General features: G+C 63.2%; 18 protein-coding genes. 5 read left to right on the forward strand and 13 right to left on the reverse strand.

Features of this window, described 5'->3' with window-relative positions; all coding sequences use genetic code 11:
• Positions 1-4: 4 nt before the first annotated feature.
• From QN222_RS04280 to QN222_RS04290, 3 genes are all read right to left on the reverse strand, one after another.
• Positions 5-1,009, reverse strand: a complete 1,005-nt coding sequence (locus tag QN222_RS04280) for an ABC transporter permease (RefSeq protein ID WP_283961051.1) — start codon at positions 1,007-1,009, stop codon at positions 5-7.
• A gap of 1 nt (position 1,010) precedes the next feature.
• Complete coding sequence (locus QN222_RS04285; RefSeq protein ID WP_283961050.1) at positions 1,011-2,504, reverse strand: sugar ABC transporter ATP-binding protein; 1,494 nt, start codon at positions 2,502-2,504, stop codon at positions 1,011-1,013.
• 145 nt (positions 2,505-2,649) lie between these two features.
• The gene (locus QN222_RS04290) at positions 2,650-3,633 is read right to left on the reverse strand and encodes an ABC transporter substrate-binding protein (protein WP_283961049.1); all 984 of its coding nucleotides are present in this window, start codon (positions 3,631-3,633) and stop codon (positions 2,650-2,652) included.
• Positions 3,634-3,794: 161 nt separating this feature from the next.
• On the opposite strand from QN222_RS04290, the gene QN222_RS04295 reads away from it, so the two are divergent.
• Both QN222_RS04295 and QN222_RS04300 read left to right on the forward strand, forming a co-directional pair.
• Entirely contained in the window at positions 3,795-4,889 is a 1,095-nt protein-coding gene (locus tag QN222_RS04295) for a LacI family DNA-binding transcriptional regulator (RefSeq protein ID WP_283961048.1), read from the forward strand.
• A gap of 565 nt (positions 4,890-5,454) precedes the next feature.
• On the forward strand, positions 5,455-6,987 hold the full coding sequence (locus tag QN222_RS04300) for an FAD-dependent oxidoreductase (protein ID WP_283961047.1): 1,533 nt from the start codon (positions 5,455-5,457) through the stop codon (positions 6,985-6,987).
• 74 nt (positions 6,988-7,061) lie between these two features.
• On the opposite strand, the gene QN222_RS04305 is transcribed toward QN222_RS04300, so the two are convergent.
• A complete protein-coding gene (locus tag QN222_RS04305) occupies positions 7,062-7,340 on the reverse strand; it encodes a hypothetical protein (protein ID WP_336621005.1) in 279 nt (92 codons plus the stop codon).
• 328 nt (positions 7,341-7,668) lie between these two features.
• Between QN222_RS04305 and QN222_RS04310 the strand changes: the two genes are divergently transcribed.
• On the forward strand, positions 7,669-8,340 hold the full coding sequence (locus QN222_RS04310) for a protein-L-isoaspartate(D-aspartate) O-methyltransferase (protein WP_283961046.1): 672 nt from the start codon (positions 7,669-7,671) through the stop codon (positions 8,338-8,340).
• On the opposite strand, the gene QN222_RS04315 is transcribed toward QN222_RS04310, so the two are convergent.
• Positions 8,318-9,373, reverse strand: coding sequence for an AraC family transcriptional regulator (locus QN222_RS04315; protein ID WP_283961045.1), 1,056 nt, complete (start codon positions 9,371-9,373; stop codon positions 8,318-8,320). The two genes, QN222_RS04310 and QN222_RS04315, sit on opposite strands and share 23 nt — an antisense overlap.
• Here QN222_RS04315 and QN222_RS04320 point away from each other — a divergent pair.
• Positions 9,368-10,330, forward strand: a complete 963-nt coding sequence (locus tag QN222_RS04320) for an SDR family NAD(P)-dependent oxidoreductase (RefSeq protein ID WP_283961044.1) — start codon at positions 9,368-9,370, stop codon at positions 10,328-10,330. The genes QN222_RS04315 and QN222_RS04320 overlap by 6 nt on opposite strands.
• 202 nt (positions 10,331-10,532) lie before the next feature.
• Here the strand turns inward: QN222_RS04320 and QN222_RS04325 are convergent, their stop codons facing one another.
• Positions 10,533-11,132: a hypothetical protein gene (locus QN222_RS04325; protein ID WP_283961043.1), complete on the reverse strand. Its 600-nt coding sequence runs from the start codon at positions 11,130-11,132 to the stop codon at positions 10,533-10,535.
• Between the two features lie 89 nt (positions 11,133-11,221).
• Between QN222_RS04325 and QN222_RS04330 the strand changes: the two genes are divergently transcribed.
• Positions 11,222-11,659 carry a helix-turn-helix domain-containing protein gene (locus QN222_RS04330; RefSeq protein ID WP_284005330.1) on the forward strand — a complete coding sequence of 146 codons (438 nt, stop codon included), beginning with the start codon at positions 11,222-11,224 and terminating at the stop codon, positions 11,657-11,659.
• 599 nt (positions 11,660-12,258) lie between these two features.
• On the opposite strand, the gene QN222_RS04335 is transcribed toward QN222_RS04330, so the two are convergent.
• The 7 genes from QN222_RS04335 to QN222_RS04365 are packed head-to-tail and all read right to left on the reverse strand — an operon-like array spanning position 12,259 to position 19,169.
• A complete protein-coding gene (locus QN222_RS04335; RefSeq protein ID WP_283961042.1) occupies positions 12,259-13,488 on the reverse strand; it encodes a CaiB/BaiF CoA-transferase family protein in 1,230 nt (409 codons plus the stop codon).
• Entirely contained in the window at positions 13,481-14,635 is a 1,155-nt protein-coding gene (locus tag QN222_RS04340; RefSeq protein ID WP_284005266.1) for an extracellular solute-binding protein, read from the reverse strand. Before QN222_RS04340 ends, QN222_RS04335 begins: the two co-directional genes overlap by 8 nt.
• Positions 14,632-15,495: an SMP-30/gluconolactonase/LRE family protein gene (locus QN222_RS04345; protein ID WP_283965792.1), complete on the reverse strand. Its 864-nt coding sequence runs from the start codon at positions 15,493-15,495 to the stop codon at positions 14,632-14,634. Before QN222_RS04345 ends, QN222_RS04340 begins: the two co-directional genes overlap by 4 nt.
• Positions 15,492-16,544 (reverse strand): ABC transporter ATP-binding protein, encoded by a 1,053-nt coding sequence (locus tag QN222_RS04350; protein ID WP_283965791.1) that lies wholly within the window; start codon positions 16,542-16,544, stop codon positions 15,492-15,494. Before QN222_RS04350 ends, QN222_RS04345 begins: the two co-directional genes overlap by 4 nt.
• A 1-nt stretch (position 16,545) precedes the next feature.
• Positions 16,546-17,628 (reverse strand): hypothetical protein, encoded by a 1,083-nt coding sequence (locus QN222_RS04355; RefSeq protein ID WP_283965790.1) that lies wholly within the window; start codon positions 17,626-17,628, stop codon positions 16,546-16,548.
• Positions 17,628-18,386 (reverse strand): SDR family NAD(P)-dependent oxidoreductase, encoded by a 759-nt coding sequence (locus QN222_RS04360; RefSeq protein ID WP_283965789.1) that lies wholly within the window; start codon positions 18,384-18,386, stop codon positions 17,628-17,630. Before QN222_RS04360 ends, QN222_RS04355 begins: the two co-directional genes overlap by 1 nt.
• Before the next feature lie 3 nt (positions 18,387-18,389).
• Positions 18,390-19,169: an enoyl-CoA hydratase/isomerase family protein gene (locus QN222_RS04365; RefSeq protein WP_283965788.1), complete on the reverse strand. Its 780-nt coding sequence runs from the start codon at positions 19,167-19,169 to the stop codon at positions 18,390-18,392.
• Positions 19,170-19,172: the final 3 nt, after the last annotated feature.

Here is a 19,172-nt window from a genome sequence, read left to right on the forward strand (position 1 = left end):
CCCCTCACGACTTGCCGGCGCGCTGCTGGATGAACACCGCGAGCACGATCAGGGCCGCCTTGACGATCAGCGCGGCGGCATCAGGGACACCGTTTGCAAGCAGGGTGTAGCGCACGAGCTGGATGACCAGCGCGCCGATTACCGTACCGATGATATTCGCCCGGCCGCCGGTCAGTAGCGTGCCGCCGACGGCGACTGCGGCGATCGCATCGAGCTCCATGCCGAGGCCGACAAGGTTGGCGTCGCTTGCGGAATTGCGCGCGACGACGATCAGGCCGGCCACTCCCGCAAGGGCGCCGCTGATCATGTAGACGAGCAGCTTGACGCGGTGCACGGGCATGCCGGTCAGCCGGGCTGCCTTCTCGTTGCCGCCGACCGCGATGATCTGCCGCCCGAAGACCGTGTAGCGGATCGCTGCCCAGGCGATCGCCGCGATCACCACCATCAGGATCACCTGCGCGGGAATGCCGGCGACACGTCCCATTGCGACGAACTGGAATCCTTCATTCCTGAAGACCTGCAGGTTGCCGTTGGTCATGACTTGGGCAATGCCGCGCCCGGCGATAAAGAGCACGAGGGTCGCGATGATCGGCTGGATTGCGAAACGGGTGACCAGAAAACCGTTGAACAGGCCGAAGAGTCCGGTGACGGCGACAGGCAGAACGAGCGCAAGTGCCACGGCGACCGGCATGTTGGGAACCGGAAAGAGCGTTCCCATGAAGATCATCGGTGCAAGGGCGCCGGCAATCGCCATCAGGGAGCCGACGGAGAGATCGATACCGCCGGTGGCGATCACCAACGTCATGCCGATCGCGACGATCACAATGGTCGCAACCTGGGTGAGATTGACGTTGAGCGTCTGCAGCGACAGGAAGTTCGGCGTGAAGATGACGTTGAACAGGATCAGCGCCAGGAAGGCGACGAACGTGCCATAGCGCCCGGCCAAACTGAAGAAACGTTTGCCCGAGGGGACGGTGTTTGCGCCGGCCTGCGTCTCGATCGTCGTCATGCTATTCCACCTGGTGCGCCATGGCGGCGAAAAGTGCCGCCTCGCTCAAGTCCTTGCGTGGGAGGACGGCGACCGAGGCGCCGTCGCTGAGGACGGTGACCTGGTCGGCTGCGGCCAACAGCTCCTCAAGTTCCGACGAAATCATCAGGACCCCCAGACCCTCGTCGGCGAGCCGGCGTAAGAGGCGGAGAATTTCCGATTTCGCACCGATGTCGATGCCGCGGGTCGGCTCATCGACGATCAGGAGCTTGGGATCCGTGCAGAGCCATCGGCCAAGCAGGACCTTCTGCTGGTTCCCGCCGGAGAGTTCCTTGATCGGCTGGTCGGGGGAGACGCATTTGATCCCGAGCGCGGAGATATAGCGCTCGACGATTTCGTCCTGTCGCGCACGGTCGATGATGCCGGCGCGGTTCAGTTTCGGCAAAAGCGCGAGCGTCATGTTTTCGCGGATGCTCATGTCGGGGATGATGCCGTCGACCTTCCGGTCTTCGGAAAGAAGCCCGATGCCGTCGGCGATGGCGTCCGCGGGCTGGCGATACGAACGCGGTTCGCCATTGTACCGGATTTCGCCACGTTCCATCCGATCGGCGCCGAAGATCAGATTGGCGGTTTCTGTTCGGCCGGAGCCGAGCAAGCCGGCAAGGCCTGAGATTTCCCCTGCGCGAACGGTAAGACTGACGTCCCGGACACGGACGCCGGAGCCGGCATTCTCCACCGACAATCGCACGGATCTCTGCGTGCTTTCGTCGGCGTCCTTCGCAATCGCTTCGAAAGCCGCGAGTTCTTTTCCAAGCATGTGCCGCACCAGGGCCAGCTTCGGCATGTCCGCCATTGCGCTCGTGGCGACGGTCTTCCCGTCACGCATGATCGTCACTCGGTCGCAGATCCGGTAGAGCTCGTCGAGGCGATGGCCGATGAAGATGACCGACACGCCGCTGCGTTTCAGCGTTCGGATCGTGTCGAAAAGAATGGCCACTTCCCGTTCATCGAGAGACGAGGTTGGCTCGTCCATGATGACCAGCCGCGCGTTTTGCGTGACGGCCCGCGCGATCGCCACCATCTGACGGGTGGCGGCGCTGAAGCGTGCGACTGGCGCCTCGACATCGATCTCCAGATTGAAAGTTCGCAGGACGGCAGCCGCACCCTCTCGCATCGCCCGGCGATCGATCAAGCCGTACCGGCGCGGCTCACGCGATAGATAGATGTTCTCCGCAACGGAACGTTGCGGAGCGAGGTTGATCTCCTGGTAGATGGTCGCAATGCCCTGGGCCTGGCTCTCCGCCGGCATGGTGAAGGAGACCTCGTTTCCGCCAAGGAGAATCGAGCCCTCGTCCCGCCGGTAGGCGCCGGTGAGAATCTTGATCAATGTCGACTTGCCGGCACCGTTCTGGCCGACAAGCGCCATCACCTCCGCCTGTCCCACCTCGAGCGACGCCGAGCGTAGCGCGGGAATGCCGTTGAACGACTTGGAAATGCCCTGCATGGACAGAAGCATTAGTCCCTCCGGATGCCAATCTGTCTTCTGCCGCCGACCGCCGATAACTGCCGCCTGGGCATAGCTGATTGTATCACGCCGAGCTTCCATTACACCTCGCCAATGGCAGGAGCGGCGTTGCCGCCCCGGCCAGAGAAGGCATGTGTCAGTAAGCGTTGGCGAGTTCGGCAGCCGCGTTGGACGAGTCGTAGAACTTGTCCTCGTTTATGACCCAGGGATCGATCTTCTCACCCTTGGCATAGCGCAGCATCGTCTCGAAAGCCTTGGGTCCGAAGCGCGGGTTGCACTCGACGACCGCGGCGATCTTTCCGTCGATTACGGCCTGAACCGCCTCCTTGCCGCCGTCGATCGACAGGACCAACACGTCCTTGCCCGGGACCTTGCCGGCCGCTTCGATGGCGGCAATGGCGCCGATCGCCATCTCGTCATTGTGCGCATAGACGATATCGGCATCCGGGTGTGCCTGCAGCAGGGCTTCGGCGACCTGTCTGCCCTTGTCACGTGCGAAATCGCCCGTTTGAGAGGCAACAATCTCGAAGCCACCAGCCGTCTTGATGGCTTCGTCGAATCCTTTCTTGCGGTCATTGGCGGGTGACGAGCCGGTCGTCCCTTCAAGCTCGATGATCTTGGATTTGCCGTTGGCATTCTTGACCAGCCACTCGGCAACGCGCTTCCCCTCCTCGATGAAATCCGAGCCGATGAATGTGACGTAGTCCTCGCCGGCCTTGGCAAGCGCCGGGTCGACGCTGCGGTCGAGCAGGATGACGGGAATGCCGGCCTTCTTGGCGGCCATGACCGCCGGGATCAATGGCTTTTCTTCGCGCGGTGCGAGGAAGATCAGATCGACGCCCTGGGCGATCATCGAGTTGACGTCGGCCACCTGCTTGGCGGCGGATCCCGCGGCATCGGTGTAGACGAGTTGATGGCCGAGCTTCTCAGCCTCCGCTTTCATGCTGTTGGTCTGGGCGATGCGCCAGGGATTGTTGGACTCCGTTTGTGCGAAGCCGACCTTATAGGTCTCCTTCTGTGCCAGCGTCGGCAGTTCAGCGAAGGCGACCGTGCCGGCAACGGCAATTGCGCCGGCCGCCGTAGCGGCAAGCATGAAGGCGCGACGTGAAATCCTGTTCATCGTGAGTTCTCCTCCCGGTTTGCCGGTACTCCTCTACCGGATGCGAGCACTTTGTGCTTCACATGGGCAAACCTTGCGCTAATAATATTAGCAGTCAAGGCTAAAGTTATTAGCGCTTGCAAAAAATCAATGCGGCGCTGCAGCGCCGGCAGGGGACCGAAATGGCAAAAGACAACGGACGCAACGTGACGCGGAAGGAAACGAGCGGTGGCCGGCCGACGATGACGGACGTGGCGCGCATCGCCGGTGTGTCGCAGTCAAGCGTGTCCCTTGTCCTCAATGACATGTCCGGTGCCCGCATCTCGGCCGAAACCAGGGAGCGTGTGCGCGAAGCGGCGCAAAAGATCGGTTACAGGCTGCCGAGTACCCGCCAGGACCCCGCCCAGGCACCGGCGATCGAGAAGGACACGATCGCTTTCATTGTCGACGAGATATCGACGAGCCCGCATCCGGTGGTCAGCCTCGACGGAATTCGCGACTATGCCTTCGAGCAGGGGCTGCTCGTCTCCGCCCATGCGACCCGATCCAATCCTGACCTCGAGAGCGCGGTATTACGCGCCGTCCTGCGCGACCCGGCAATCGCTGGCGTGATCTACGCAACCATCTTCACCCGCAAGGTGAGCGTCCCGCCTGAGCTCGAAGGCATTCCGACAGTGCTGTTGAACTGCTATGCCGAGCCGCGCCAGCATATGGCGATAGTGCCGGGAGAGGTGGCCGGCGGCTTCGCGGCAACGGCGCATCTGACGTCACTGGGGCATCGACGCATCGGCTTCATCAACGGCGAACCGTGGATGGACGCAGCGGTCGACCGCCTCAAAGGCTACAAGCAGGCGCTTGCCACGGCCGACATCGCCTTCGACGAGGCGTTGGTGCGCGACGGCGACTGGCTGCCGCTGCGCGGTTACCAGGCGGGCCTGGACCTGCTCGCCATGGAAAATCCCCCGACCGCGATCTTGTGCGGCAATGATCTGATGGCGATCGGAGTCCTCGAGGCAGCTTCCGAGCGCGGCCTGCGCGTACCCGAGGACCTGTCGGTGATGGGCTATGACGATCAGGAACTCGCGCGCTACACGCATCCGCCGCTTTCGACACTGGTGCTGCCGAACTACGAAATGGGTCAGAGGGCAGCGGAAATACTGATCGATATGGCGATCCACGGAAAAAGGCCGCGTCCCATGACGATCAAGATCGATGGGCCGCTGGTCCAGCGGGGGACGACCGCAATGATCTCGCACGTGGCTGCACGCGGGCGCTGACGCCGAGGAGCCGGACGTCACGTCACAGCCATCCCCCTCCACGCTCATAACTGACGCGCGGACGTTGCGGATTTCGGGCGCATGACGGTTTCGCTCCTTCCGCCTTGGACGCGGATAACATCCGTGCCGGACGACGGCCGGCGGGTGTTCCCGCCGGCGTAAAGTTCCCTGGCAAGAGCCACATGTCCATGAAGATACTGCTGGCTTCCACCGGTATGCCATTGAAGACGGTGGGCCATTTGCTCGAAAGCTGCCGGGTGGCTTAGATCCAACAACTCAATAGGTTAGAGATATCGCTTTAAGCTTTTGTTTGTCGCGACCTCATCCGAAAGGCCTCCAACTTTTCGGTAGATGTGCCAGTGACTGCTCCCGTCGGATCAAAATTCGATGCCGTCCATTCGAGCTACGAGAGCGACCGTACGGACTCCATCACGAAAATTCCAATCAACTTCAGGCCAAATTCATTTGCCTGCGAGCCGGAATAGCGGAAAATTCAAGGGAAGCTGCCCGCTAACCGCGCGTCGCAATGGGCGATACCGGCAGCTGCCCTTTGAGGGAGGAGAAAATGGCCGGTAACCATTCACACCCGAGCGGACCCGATCTGGCCCTCGGCATTGCGCTCGCCGATCTCCCCGATGGTGGAAAGCTGGTCGGCCATCGCGACGGCGAGCCCGTGCTTCTGGTGCGCCGCGGGACGGAGATATTCGCCGTTGCTGCCGCCTGTTCGCACTATGGTGGTCCGCTGGTCGACGGCCTCGTCGCCGATGACAGCGTCCGCTGCCCCTGGCATCACGCCTGCTTCGACCTGCGTACTGGAGAGGCTCTGCGCGCGCCTGCCCTGTCGCCGCTCACCTGCTGGTCCGTTGAGCAGCGAGGCGAAAGGATTTTCGTTGGCGAGAAACGCAAGAAACCGTCGCCGGCCTCGCGCGAAAGCGATACCGTAGCGTCTCCGGAAAGGATCGTCATCGTCGGCGGTGGTGCGGCGGGTTTTGCCGCCGCCGAAAGGTTGCGGCGTGAACAATATCAGGGCGCCATCGTCATGATCAGCGACGACGAGGCCCTGCCCGTCGACCGCCCCAACCTTTCGAAGGACTACCTCGCGGGCAAGGCTCCCGAAGACTGGATCCCGCTTCGCAAGGAAGGCTTTTATGCGAGGAACGGCATCGATCTGCGCCTCGGAACCAAGGTTGCCGCCATCGATGCCCGTGCCAGCGAGGTCGTGATCGCCGACGGGGCACGGGTCGCCTTCGACAAATTGCTGCTGGCGACCGGCGCAGAACCGGTGCGCCTGACCATACCCGGCGCCGACCAGCCTCACGTCCACACGCTGCGCTCGCTGGCCGATTGCCGCAGGATCATCGCGCAGAGCGGCGCGGCGCGCCACGCCGTCGTGCTCGGTGCCAGCTTCATCGGCCTCGAGGTTGCCGCCTCTCTTCGCAGCCGCGGTGTCGAAGTGCATGTGGTGGCGCCCGAGGAACGGCCGATGGAACGGGTGCTAGGCCCTGAAATGGGCGACTTCATCCGCTCCCTGCATGAGAAAAACGGCGTTGTCTTCCACCTTAGGGATACCGCGGCGAGCATCGGCGCGGGCGAGGTCATGCTGAGCAGCGGCAGTGCGCTCGCTGCCGAGATGGTCGTCGCCGGCATCGGCGTGCGGCCGCGCGTCGATCTCGCCGAGAGAGCCGGTCTCGCCATCGATCGGGGCGTCCGGGTCGATGCCTATCTCGAGACCAGCGTACCGGGGATATATGCTGCCGGCGATATCGCGCGATGGCCCGACCCCCACAGCGGCGAGAACATCCGGGTGGAGCACTGGGTGGTGGCACAGCGGCAGGGTGCTGCCGCTGCGCTCAACATGCTCGGACGCCGGAAGAAGTTCACGGACGTGCCGTTCTTCTGGAGCCAGCATTACGATATTCCGATCAACTATGTCGGACACGCCGAGGGATGGGACGCGATCGAGATTGACGGCGACGTTGCCGCGAGGGACTGCCTCCTACGCTTCAAGCGCGGCGGACGCGTTCTGGCGGTTGCCACGATCTTCCGCGATACCGAAAGCCTCGAGGCAGAGCTGGCGATGGAGCAAAGCGAGGCATAGAGCATGGTGGATCATGCCGCATGACCTCGGTCGGCAAATTGGCAATCCGAACAAACTTCAGGCGATGCGCGGAGCTAATGCACCGTGGACCGCGGCGTTCCACCTGGAAACAGCGACAGAAGCGCGATGCCGTGCTGCAAGAGAAGCTCAGCCGCAGGCAGGTTGCTTGTCACGACGTCGCCAGCGCAGCCGCTTATGATCCTGGCCAGACTGATCGAGTTCGCCGCAAACCTGTCATTCCCGATCTCGTGCGCCTTCTCGGCCGTCGCCTCAAGCGCATCAGCGACTGACATCATCAAATCCGAGCGCTCGCGGAGTGTCATTGCATTGTCGGTCCTGGCCGATTCCCGCATCGCTCCCCCTCTGTTCGTCGGGTGGGAATCGGTCGTCCGCGGCTAGTCAGCCGGGACGGACGTCTACCACCTTGATTGATCGATTATTGGAGTCCGGGAGTTCCAGAGCCGGATCCCCTAATAGATCGGGGTTCGGCACGGCTAATGCAAGGAATGGCTACTATGCGCATCCTGCATGCCAAGCAGTCCACACTTCTGAGAGCTTGGGTGTAAGCAGCCGGATCGCTGGGGCCACTTTTCGCCTTTTGATCTTGCTATCGTATATCCATGGTCCTTTAATGTTGAGAGGCCTGTCTGGCGGCCAACTGTCAGAGGAGGGTCCGCCCTCATGAAGCCAATGAACGAAGAGCACCTCGCAATTCTGCGCAGGCACATGGTCGAGGTGATTGCAATCTATGCCGACCTTGAAAGCGAAGAACTGGGCAAGGCGGCGCTCGATGAACGGGTTATGGCAGCGATGCTGCGGGTGCCCCGACACCTCTTCGTACCCGCTGCGGCGGCGCCCTTTGCCTACCAGGACATGCCACTGCCGATCGGCTTCGATAAAACCGTGTCGCAGCCCTTCATGGTCGCCCTCATGACCGATCTCCTTGCTCCCCAACCGCATGAGGCAGTGCTCGAGATCGGCACTGGCCTGGGCTACCAAACCGCAATTCTCGCGGAACTCGCCGGGCAAGTTTGGAGCGTCGAAATCATCGAAGAATTCGCAAGCCATGCCGAGGCTCTCCTGCAGGGGCTTGGCGTTTCAAATATCGGCATTCGTATCGGCGACGGGACGCGCGGCTGGCCTGAGCACGCGCCATTCGACAAGATCCTGGTCACGGCGGCGGCTGAGGAGGCACCCCCCGCTTTGCTTGAGCAGCTGAAGCCAATGGGTCGTCTGGTTCTTCCCGTGGGATCTGAAGAACAGGTGCTGACGATCATCGACAAGGATTCGGCAGGACAACTCGAGGCGCGGCAACTCATCCCGGTTCGGTTCAGCCGGCTCGAGGCGGCCTAACGCATGCGTGGACATCGGGCTCAAGAGCCATCATAGACTCCCCCCGCCGGCTTCGATACTGCCGCGGCGACATGCCCGTCACCCTTCGGAACATGGCGCTGAATCCGCTGTCCGTCGCAAATCCAAGTTCCATTGCGATGCTTGATATAGGGGCGTCACTTCTACGCAGCCGGGCAGTTGCCAATCGTACGCGCCAGCGCGCGAGATACTCGATAGGCGACAGCCCCACACGGGCGCGAAATCTGGCGGCAAATCCGGAGCGCGATTGCCCTGCGATACGCGCTAACTCGCTTACGGTCCAGGCGCGCATCGGCTCGGCATGAATGGCTTGCATTGCTGGCGCCAGGTTTCGGTCGATCAAGCCGTGCGGCCATCCAACACCCTCACCGAGTTTCGCCAAATGGGCGCGCAACCCGTGAATGAAGGCAAGGCGCATGAGGTCGTTGCTGGCCAACCGAGCTCCCGGCATGCCGCTGTTCCATTCGCGATCTAACTGTTCCAAAAGCCATCCGACCGGTGCCATTTCATCGGCTCGCATCACCGCGACCGAAGGCAGTACACCAGTTACAAAGAGACTATCGACGGCGTCGAGTTGAAGCGTTCCGCCGAGGACAGCGAAATCCGGCGTGTCGCCAATTTGTGCGATGCCGCCTGTCGCAAACAGCTCTTGCGCGGGGATCGCGGGTGTATCCGGATCACTCGCAAGCTCATAAGGCACACCTGCCACGATGACGCAATCACCGGCACCAATCCGCACTGGTTCGGCGTCCGAAAGGCGCAACCAGCATTCGCCGCGCCGGACCACGTCAAACTTCACCACCCGCGGGAGGGGAAAATGGATGGCCCATCTCCCGGCGGCCTCCAACCGCATCGAGCAAAGCGCCCGCGCGTGCAGGCATTCTAGAACGGACGAAAGTACATCTTCTTTAGGCTTTTGGACGATCACGACAGTAACTTGGCGTCTTGACGATGGATCCTCCAGACTTAGTGCCGATATGTGGGTGACACAAGCATCACGGAGATATCCATGCATAGTCAGCATTCCATTGCGACGCGTTTTGGCATCGCCAGCACCGCGAGCGAGGTGGTCACCGGGCTCGATCTCAACGGGACCACTGCGGTCATCACCGGCGGCTATTCGGGCCTTGGACTCGAGGCGACCCGGGCCCTTGCTGGCGCCGGCGCCGCTGTGATCGTTCCCGCCCGTGATCGGCTAAAGGCCGAGCGCAATCTCGCCGACCTGCCCAACGTTTCGATCGTCGATCTCGACCTCACCGATTCTGGCCAAATCGCAGCATTCGGAGCCGGGCTCGTCGCCTCTGGGCGCCCTGTATCGATGCTGATAAACAGCGCCGGCGTCATGGCGACACCATTGTGGCGTAACGCGGAGGGTCACGAGGGCCAGTTTGCGATCAATCACCTCGGCCACTTCCGGCTAACGGCTGCAGTATGGCCCGCGCTTGTGCGCGCCAACGGCGCGCGCGTCGTGAGCGTTTCCTCTCGGGCCCATCAGGCGGGAGGCATCGATTTCGAGGACATTCATTTCTTGCGCCGAGCCTATGACAGCGTGCTCGCGTACGGCCAGGCCAAAACGGCGAACGCGCTGTTCGCAGTTGAGCTCGACAGGCGCGGCCGCGACGTCGGCGTGCGTGCTTTCTCGCTCCACCCGGGTCAGATTCTGACGGATATCGTCAGACACCTGACACCCGAGCACCTGGCACGCTTTGATGCATATGACGAGCTTGGAAACTTGCGCATTGATCCGGCGAACGGACGCAAAACCCCTGAACAGGGTGCTGCGACCATGGTCTGGGCAGCAGTCAGCTCTGAACTCGATGGTCTTGGAGGCTACTATCTCGAAGACTTCGACGTCGCCCAACTCTACAGCGGCGAATTGGGCAGTAAGGGAGTTGCCAGTTGGGCAATCGATCCTGACGTCGCGCGGCGCCTCTGGGACGTTTCAGTCTCCATGACGGGAGCCTTCGCCTGATCCTCACAGGTTTCAGAACGCTATGCCTCACGAAATCGCCAATAGCCTTAGCAGCACGATCACATAAGGGGCTGCGATCGCGCTCTCTGACTGGCTTTCCCAGACCGTTGCGGCCTAGCGATCGGCCCGATGTCAATTCTTTCGTTCCCGAGGATTGGGCGGCGTGCGGTGCGCCGCCCTTCTTTCCGGTTAGGATACCCCGTCAAGCTTTACTCGGCAGAGGGGCCATTTGCTGCCCGCGAGTGCATGCCCAGGCCGTGGCTGCGATGCCAAAGAGTGCCGGCAGGCTCACGGCCGGAAAATCGCGCGCAATGACGGAGGCGGAGCATATCCCGACCGCCACTTCCCAGAAGTGAAAGATGGCGTGCGCGATCAGCCAGAGAGTGGCAGCTCCCCAAAGCTCAAGTCGCCGGCCTGGCTTGAACCAGCCGATCGCAAATGCCAGGGCGATGAATCCCTGGATGATGCCGATGTCACGAATAAAATGTTGGTTGTAGAAGCCCGTGTCGGTCACTCCAGGGACGAAGTAATACCATCCCTCCGGGTCGTAGAGCATGTGTATCGAGAGCCACGTCGCGAGTAACACATTAAACCAGACCATAATAAAGACAGCGTATCTCAAGGTTTGCACTTCTTGCCTCCTGCTTTCGGTAAAGCAACAGGGTAGCACCGAGATTTGGCTGAGGCCTCCCAAACCAAGGTTTAGGAGATGGTGGACTGATTTGGGCGCCGCCAAAGGGAGATGATTGAGAAGCTCGGCAAAAGAATGAGCGAGCATCGAAGCCGCCTGGTGCGATTTCACACGGTGGCTCCTTGCCACCGTTGATCCTCTTGCCCGCCCTGACAAACGCGGCCAAAAAGGACGACAGGGAGCAGATGAGGATTGCGATTATGGGTCGTTTAGAAGCGGAATTGACGCGAGCCGATTATGAGTCGCTGGCGACGCTTCGCTATACCTTGCGCAAGTTCCTGGATTTCAGCACTTCGGCTGCCCAGGAAGCGGGCTTACCACCGCAGCAGCATCAGGCGCTACTGGCGATCAAGGGCCTTCCCGTCGGCGAGACCATGACTGTGGGGATGCTTGCCGAGAAGCTGCTCATTGCGCCGCATACAGCAACGGAACTCGCGACCCGTCTCGTGAAGGCAGGTTACGTTTTGCGCACGACGGACGCTGCCGACAAGCGGCGGCAAACTCTCAATCTGACAGAGAAAGCGGAGGCGAGCCTCCGGCACTTGAGCGCCATTCACCTGCGCGAGATCAAGATCATGGCGCCAGAGTTGATCGCCTTGCTCGCGCGACTGAATGACAAGGCTTCCGCCCAAGAGTGACGTCGGGCGAACTCGTGCCAAATACTCGTTCTCCCCTCACCGCTCGCTGCCTTATGGATGGCACAGAAGACGTCATCCCCATCTGCGACTCTTGCCCGATATATCGTATTACGATATAAATTGGCTAATTGGAAAGGGAGAAATTACCTTGGACAATGAAATGCAGCATGCAAGAGCCGAGGGGAGAGCTCTGAATAAGGACTTGGCCCGTTTCCGCGGTGCCCGAGGGTACGTTGCAGCCCCGTCGTTTCGATTGCGGAGTGGCGACGCCCGGTCGGATGAGCTGAGGCAGAGGGTCGAAGCGGAACTTGCGTCTGGCGGAAGGGGCTGGCGCCTGCTCAAACTCGAATGGCAGTACGATCTGGTGATCCTGATCGACAACTTTCGTGCGTGGATGAATCGCCTGGACCAAGATTTTAACAAGGCAGCTTAGCCAAACTCCGCCCCGCGATCGCCACCCTCGCTGTTCCCATTGATGTACCATGGAACGGTTTGAGCGCCGCGAGACCTCGGGGGAGGAAACGCGACCGTACGCTCGCGCTTCCTCCGCGTGATGCTGATGCGCCATCGACAGAATGGCGCCCGGGAACGAGCTCCGGCTATTCGGGAGCCTCATCGGCGTAGGCTACGCCAGAAGCGAGCCAGGCGCTGACCTGTTCTTCCGCATAGCCGTATTCACGCAGGATCTCGCGGGTGTGCTGCCCTACCAGTGGCGCAGGTTTACGGATTGTCGCCGGCGTCTCCGAGAGACGTACCGGGGGCGCTATGACCTTGACAGTGCCCGCTCTAGGATGCTCGTAGCTTGTTACCAGCTCCATGTGGCGCACCTGCGGATCCTCGGCTGCCTGGAGATGCGATTTTACTTCGCCACACCAGATATCTGCCTCCAGCAGGGCCTCCATCAGCGCCGCCGTCGTCCATTTCCCGGTCTCCGCCGCCAGCTTGCGCCAGATCTCGTCGCGTTGCGCAAAGAGCTTTTCGGGTTCGTCGTAGACGAGCAGGTCGTCATTTCCAAGCACGCCAACGAGCGTCCGGTACGGGCTCATCGCAATGGTGACCCAGCCGTCCTGCGTCGGATAGGTGCCGAACGGCGCGTCCATGCCGGGGTGACCGATGCCCGATCGCGGGCGTTGGAAATCCTCGTTGAAGTTCAGCGCCATCACCATTTCCTGGTTCTGGTGGGCGAGCATCCCGGCCATCAGATTCACCTTGACCTCTTGCCCGAGCCCGGACTTCTCGCGCCAGTAAAGCGCCGAAAGGATGCCGTACACCATGTTCATCGCGCCGATCTGGTCCGAGAAGCCGGCCCCGACCGGCGTCGGCGGTGCATCGGCCTGCCCCGTCGCCGCCATGATGCCGGTCAACCCCTGCACCAGCATGTCCTGGCCGGGTCGGTCGACATAGGGGCCGTCCTCGCCATAACCCGAGCCGGAGCAATAGATGATGCGCGGATTGACAGCCCGGAAGTCCTCGTAGCCGTAGCCGAGCGCCTTGAGCACGCCGGGGCGGAAGTTCTGGACCACTATGTCGGCGGTCTTCGCCATCTCCATGATGACGGCTTTCGCCTCCGGCGATTTGAGGTTCAACGCGATCGAGCGCTTGTTGCGGTTCCAGGCAAGGAAGTTCGGGCTCTCGCTGCCGCCGACCCATTTGTTGCGGAAGGTGAGCGAACGGAACAGGTCGCCCTTGCCGGGGCGTTCGATCTTGAGGACATCCGCGCCCATGTCGGCCAGGAGCTGCGTGGCGAAGGGACCCTGCAGCAGATGCGAAAAATCGAGAATCCGGATGCCGGCAAGGGCGGCGGGTGCGGGGCTCTGAGTGTCAGTCATGATCATCCTCTGTGTCGTCGAGCTGTCCCCTTGCCCTCTGGCGCGCGCGGCGCCAGAGGATGCGAAGGGCGACAAGGGTGGTTTCGGGATCCTCGCGCTCATCGAGCGCCACGCGGATCCGGACGGACGCGGCCGTCTGGAAGGCGATGTAGCCATCGAAGCGGGGGCGCAGCAGCGCGGTCTCGGCGGTGGCAAGCGTGTTGCGATAGAAATCGCCCCATTTGCGGTTGACACCCCTATCCTGCCAGGCCGCGCGCGCCGACGGTTGGCCGCCGAAGGCAGGGAAGGTCTCGATCTGCGTCGATGCCGTCAGCAGCGATGCGATATGCGCGAGCAGCTCCGGTGTCGGCCGGCACCGGCGCGAGAAGGCGATGCCGGTACCGCCGATCACGCCGCCCTGGCCTCCGGACGCCCGGATCGTGTCCGAGAAAGTCACGATCCGGGGCGCATGGCCGGGTGCGGCATAGGTGACATAGCCGAAGACCAGCGGGATCAGCGCGATGTCCTCGCTTCGGGCCATGGTCTCGAGGAGCGCGATGGGATTGAGATTTTCGCTGCCGGCAGGCCGCAAGGCGTGAAGCCGCTGCATGGTCTCGAGCGCTGCGGCCGCCTCGGCCTGCGGGAGGAAGTCCTCGCCGCCGACCGAGGCGCCGGTGCCGGCCACCATCGACATCAGGCTGAGCACGGCATGCGGCCCGGCCAGCGACTGCGCCACCGGCAGGCGTGCCGCGACCCCGACCAGTCCCTCCCAGTCAGCCGGCGGCGCCGAGATCCGGTCCGCCCGGCGGGCCATGACCTGCGTTGCCACGTCCAGCGGCAGCGCCCATGTCCTGCCGTCCCAGCGGTAGCTGGCGGCCGAAGGGCCGATGCTGTCGCGCTGCCAGGCCTCAAGCAGTTCGGGCGGATAGAGGTCTTCAAGCGGCAGGAAGCAGCCCTCGGCGACAGCCTCGCCGATATGCGGATGGTCCATCACCAGAAGGTCGTTGCGCTCCGCCAGTTCGGCGATGGGAGCACTTTCGAAACCTTCAAGGGGTTGCTTGTTCCATTGGATCAGCGGCTGCGCGCGTTGCTGATTGATGCGCCGTGCCGTTTCCGCAAGCGCATTGTATCCGCGCGGGTGGTCCCAGGTCAGTCCGATGAACGTCATGCCGTCGCCTTCCAGAGAGGTGCCGCGCCGATGTCGCAATCGATGGCCGCTATGTGCCACCTGCCGAGATTGGCCGCGAACAGCCTTGTCCCGTCGAAGGCGATGTTGGTCGGATGGCAGAGCACATGCGCGGTCGGGTCCTCGGCAAGCACGCGCATGGAGCCGTCAAAACCGATCCGCAGGACGCGCGAGGGTTCGTAAAGCGATATCAGCATGTTGCCCGCCTCGTCGAAGGCGAGCCCGTCCGGATAGCCGGGCAAGTCGGTGACGAAAGGGTCGATCGCTCCCGGGCTGCCGTCGGGCTCGATCACAATCCGCGACACTCTCTGGGCGAAGGTCTCGCAGACGTAGAGCGCATCCAGCTGAGGCCGCATGGCAAGGCCGTTGGCGAAGGTGAAGTCGGCGTCGCACCACAGGCGGCCTGCCCCGCCCGACAAGTCGAAGGACCATATCCCGGGTCCCGGCCGCCCCGGGTCATGGCTGTCGGAGACGAGAAGCCGTCCCCGGCGCCCATCGACGACCGGATAGTTCGGAATACGCAGGCCCGGCGCTTCGAGCCGCTGAAGCTTGCCGCTTGCAAGGTCCAGCCGGAACACCGCGGCATGTTTCAGATCGCAGGCGTAAAGCGCCCGGCCGCCGTCGAAGGCGAGACCGAGGATGAAGCCGCCAGTCGAGGCAACGCGCTCGATGCGGCCGCCGTCGGGCGCGATACGGCAGATGTCGCCGTCCTGGTTGCCGCACCAGATCCAGCCGTCCGGCCCGATCGCCACGCCTTCCGGGTGGCTGAGCCGCGGCGCGCTCCAGATACCGTCGAAGAAGACCCGCATACGGTCCGGCGATAGGATAGGCGCGGCCATCATGCCTCGCCCCTCCGCTCGCCAGTCTCCGTGTCGAAGAGATGCATGCGCCCGGTCTCGAATTTCAGGCTGACCGGCCTGCCCATCTCAAGGCCTGCCTCCGGCGGAAGCTTGGCTGCGATCAACGCGTCGCCGGCCTTGGCGGTGAGGATGGTGCAGTCGCCAAGCAGTTCCGAGGCAAACACCGTGCCGGTGAAATGGCCGGCTCCGTCGGGCGCGAGGCTGACATGTTCGGGGCGAACGCCGAGCGTCAGTTCGCCCTCGGCGTGGTCCAGCCGGAACTTTCCACCCTCGCTCTCGAACGATCCGCCCTCGACGCGTCCGTGCAGGAGATTCATCGGGGGTGAGCCGATGAAGCCCGCAACGAAGGTATTGGCGGGACGGGCGTAGATTTCTGCCGGTGCGCCGATCTGCTGGATCACCGCCTTGTTCAGGACGACGATCCGGTCTGCCAGCGTCATGGCCTCAACCTGGTCATGGGTCACATAGATCGTCGTGACGCCGAGGTCGCGCTGCAGGTTTTTGAGCTCACCGCGCATCACCGTGCGCAGCTTGGCATCGAGGTTGGAGAGTGGCTCGTCCATCAGGAAGACCTGCGGCTTGCGGACGATGGCCCTTGCCAGTGCCACGCGCTGTCGCTGCCCGCCGGAAAGCTCCGCCGGACGCCGGGTCAAGAGATGCAGCATGTCCACCCGCTTCGCGGCGGCCCGGACCAGCTCTTCCCGTTCGGGTCGCGCGAGCTTCCGGAGCTTCAGCGGATAAGCGATATTCTCGCCGACGGTCATATGCGGATAGAGCGCATAGTTCTGAAATACCATGGCAAGGTCGCGGTCACGGGCGGGCACGTCGTTGACGCGGCGCCCGTCGATCAGTATCTCGCCGGAACTCGGTTCCTCCAGGCCAGCGACGATCCGCATGGTCGTCGACTTGCCGCATCCGGAGGGGCCTAGCAGAACCAGGAACTCGCCGTCGCGGATGGCGAGGTCCAGCTCACTGAGCGCGGTATAGGCGCCGAAATGCTTCGAGAGTTTTCGCAACTCGATTGCGGCCATTTCAATTCTGTCCTTTCAGGAAATCGCTGTGCCAGGGCAACGCCAGATGCCGCCCGGCTCCGTCCGCGATCGTGAGCCGATCGCCCTCGACGGAGATCGCGGCTATTTCGGTCCAGCCCGAGGGGCGCGGCACCGCACCCGTCACGTGCCGGACGACGTGTCGACGCTCGTCGGCGAGCGCCAGGCCGGTCGCCACACCCTCGGCGGAAATCGGGTTTACCCGCCCGGCCGCCGCTTCTCCGGCAAGCCCGGGGCAGCAGCCGTCCTCGATGCCGGTCACACCCAGATGCCGCCCATTCCACGGTGCGTAGTCGCGCCCGCCGTTCGAGAACCACAGCATCGTCACCGGGAGGATTGTGGGATCCTTGAGAAAGAAAATGATGTCGTCCTCGTCCTCGCGGATCACCGCCGTCCAGCCCATGTCGGCACCCGGCGCCTCGACGAGCGTCACGAAATCCTCATTGCGGCGACCGATCGGCCACCGCGTCAGGTCCACCGTGCCGCCCTCTGCACCGGCCGCTTTTGCCAGGTCGACCGCGCGCATCGGATAGGCAAGGCAGGACCGTCCCGGCTCCAGCGGCTGTTCGGGCGTGAGGATGGCGCGCTTCTTCGAGGTGAAGAACCGCCCTCGCCCGGAGAGATGCACCATCGGATGGTGGGCGACCGGTAGGATGCCCTGCCCGCCTTCGATCACATGCTCCTGATAGAGGAGCGGTGCATCCTCGGCGATCTCGAGGTTTTTCGTGACCCTTGCCCCGGCGACGTCGCGGGCAAGGACCAGACGCATCCTCCCCGCCTCGTGCTCTTCGAGAAGCCAGGGACTGTTGGCGGTCCAGCCATGGGCGGGCACCGTCGGATCGGCCGCGGCCGCGAAGGGAGCGCAGAAGAAGTCGCCCGCCAGCCGCCGTTCGGCGGGGATAAGAGCCGGGTCTGCCTTTGCCTCCGGCTCGTTCCTCCAAGGGGCGGCATGCAGCGGCTCGATCCGGCGTTCCGCCCATCGAAAGCTGAGCCGGGGAATGTTGCCGACAGCCGGATCGAACTGCAGCGTGCCGCAAGCGCTCGTTATGGCGATAAGATCCTGCATCATTCTCCCCGGATCGCGAGACCGCCGTCGCAACGCACGATCTCGCCGGTGATGAAGCTCGCCTTGTCCGAGGCGAGGAAAGCCACCAGTTCGGCGACTTCCTCCGGCTGGCCGAAGCGGCCGATCGGATGTGCCCGATTCCAGGTGTCGATCAGGGCCTGCGCATCCTCGACCTCGTCGAAGATCTTCTCGTTCATGGGCGTCATGATCGTGCCTGGCGCCACGGCGTTGACGCGGATGCCCGCCTTGGCGAGGTCGATGGCGCATTGCCGGGTGAGTGCGATGATCGCGCCCTTGGTCGCGGCATAGGCCGGCCAACCCTGAAAGCCGATCAGGCCCTGGACCGACGAGAGGTTGACCACCGCCCCACCGCCGCGCTTGCGCAGGAGCGGCACGCAGGCCTTCAGCGTCCGCCAGCAGCCAGTCAAGTTGGTGTCGATGACGGTCGTCCAGCGCTCCTCGTCGATCTCGTCGATGACGCCGTTGAGCGCGACCGCGGCATTGTTCACGACGACATCCAGTCCGCCGAAGCGCGCCTCGGCGAGCGCCGCCATGGCCTGCATGTCCTCGAGTTTTCGCACGTCGCCGCGAATGAAGGCCACGGCGTCGCCGAGCGAGGCGGCAAGCACCTCGCCGCCCGGCTCGTCGATGTCCGAGAACACCACCTGGCCGCCCCGCGCCGCGAACAGCTCGACGCAGGACCGGCCGATACCCTTGGCGCCGCCTGTCACGGCCACGACTTTACCCTTGAATTCCATCGCCTATTCCATCCTGAACTTAGGGTCACGTTTCTCGAGGAAGGCATCGATGCCTTCCTGTCCGTCGGCCGTCGAATAGAGCCGGAACAATGTTTCCTGCTCCAGGCTCTTGGCCGTCTCGATGCCGGCATCCGCGCCCTCGCGCAGCAGCCGCTTCATCTCGGCCGCGGCAAGCGGAGCGATCTTCAGGCAGGCGCGCGCCCGCCGCAGGATCGCCTCGTCCATCCCCTCCGCGGGTGCGACTTCGGCGGCAATTCCGAGGGCCAACGCGCGCTCGGCCGACATCCGCCAGCCCGCAAGCAGCAGATCGGAAGCGGCATATTTGCCGACAGCCCGCAGCAGCCTTTGCGTGCCGCCGCCGCCGGGGCAGAGACCCAGCCGCCCTTCGGGCAGGCCAAGCTGGGCGGTTTCTGAGAGGACGAGGATGTCGCAGCAGAGCGCGATCTCGAAGCCGCCTCCGAGCGCAAAACCGTCGATCGCACAGATCACCGGCTTCGGAATGCGCTCGAGCCGGTCGAAGACGCGGCGGGAGTTGAGCTGGTAGGCGATGAACTCCGCCCGCTTGTGCCCCTGATATTCGGCGATGTCCGCCCCGGCGACGAAGGCCTTGCCGCCCGCGCCGCGGAGCACGATGACCCGCACGTCGGAGTCGGCAGCGGCCTCCTCCAGCGCCGATTCGAATTCGCGCATGAGCGGCGTTGACAGCGCATTCAGCTTATCGGGCCGGTTGAAGAGTATCTGCCGGACGCCGGGGACGAGGTTCGAGGTTTCGATCAACGCCATGAC

Source organism: Sinorhizobium sp. 6-70, from assembly GCF_030124375.1.
Classification (GTDB): Bacteria; Pseudomonadota; Alphaproteobacteria; order Rhizobiales; family Rhizobiaceae; genus Sinorhizobium.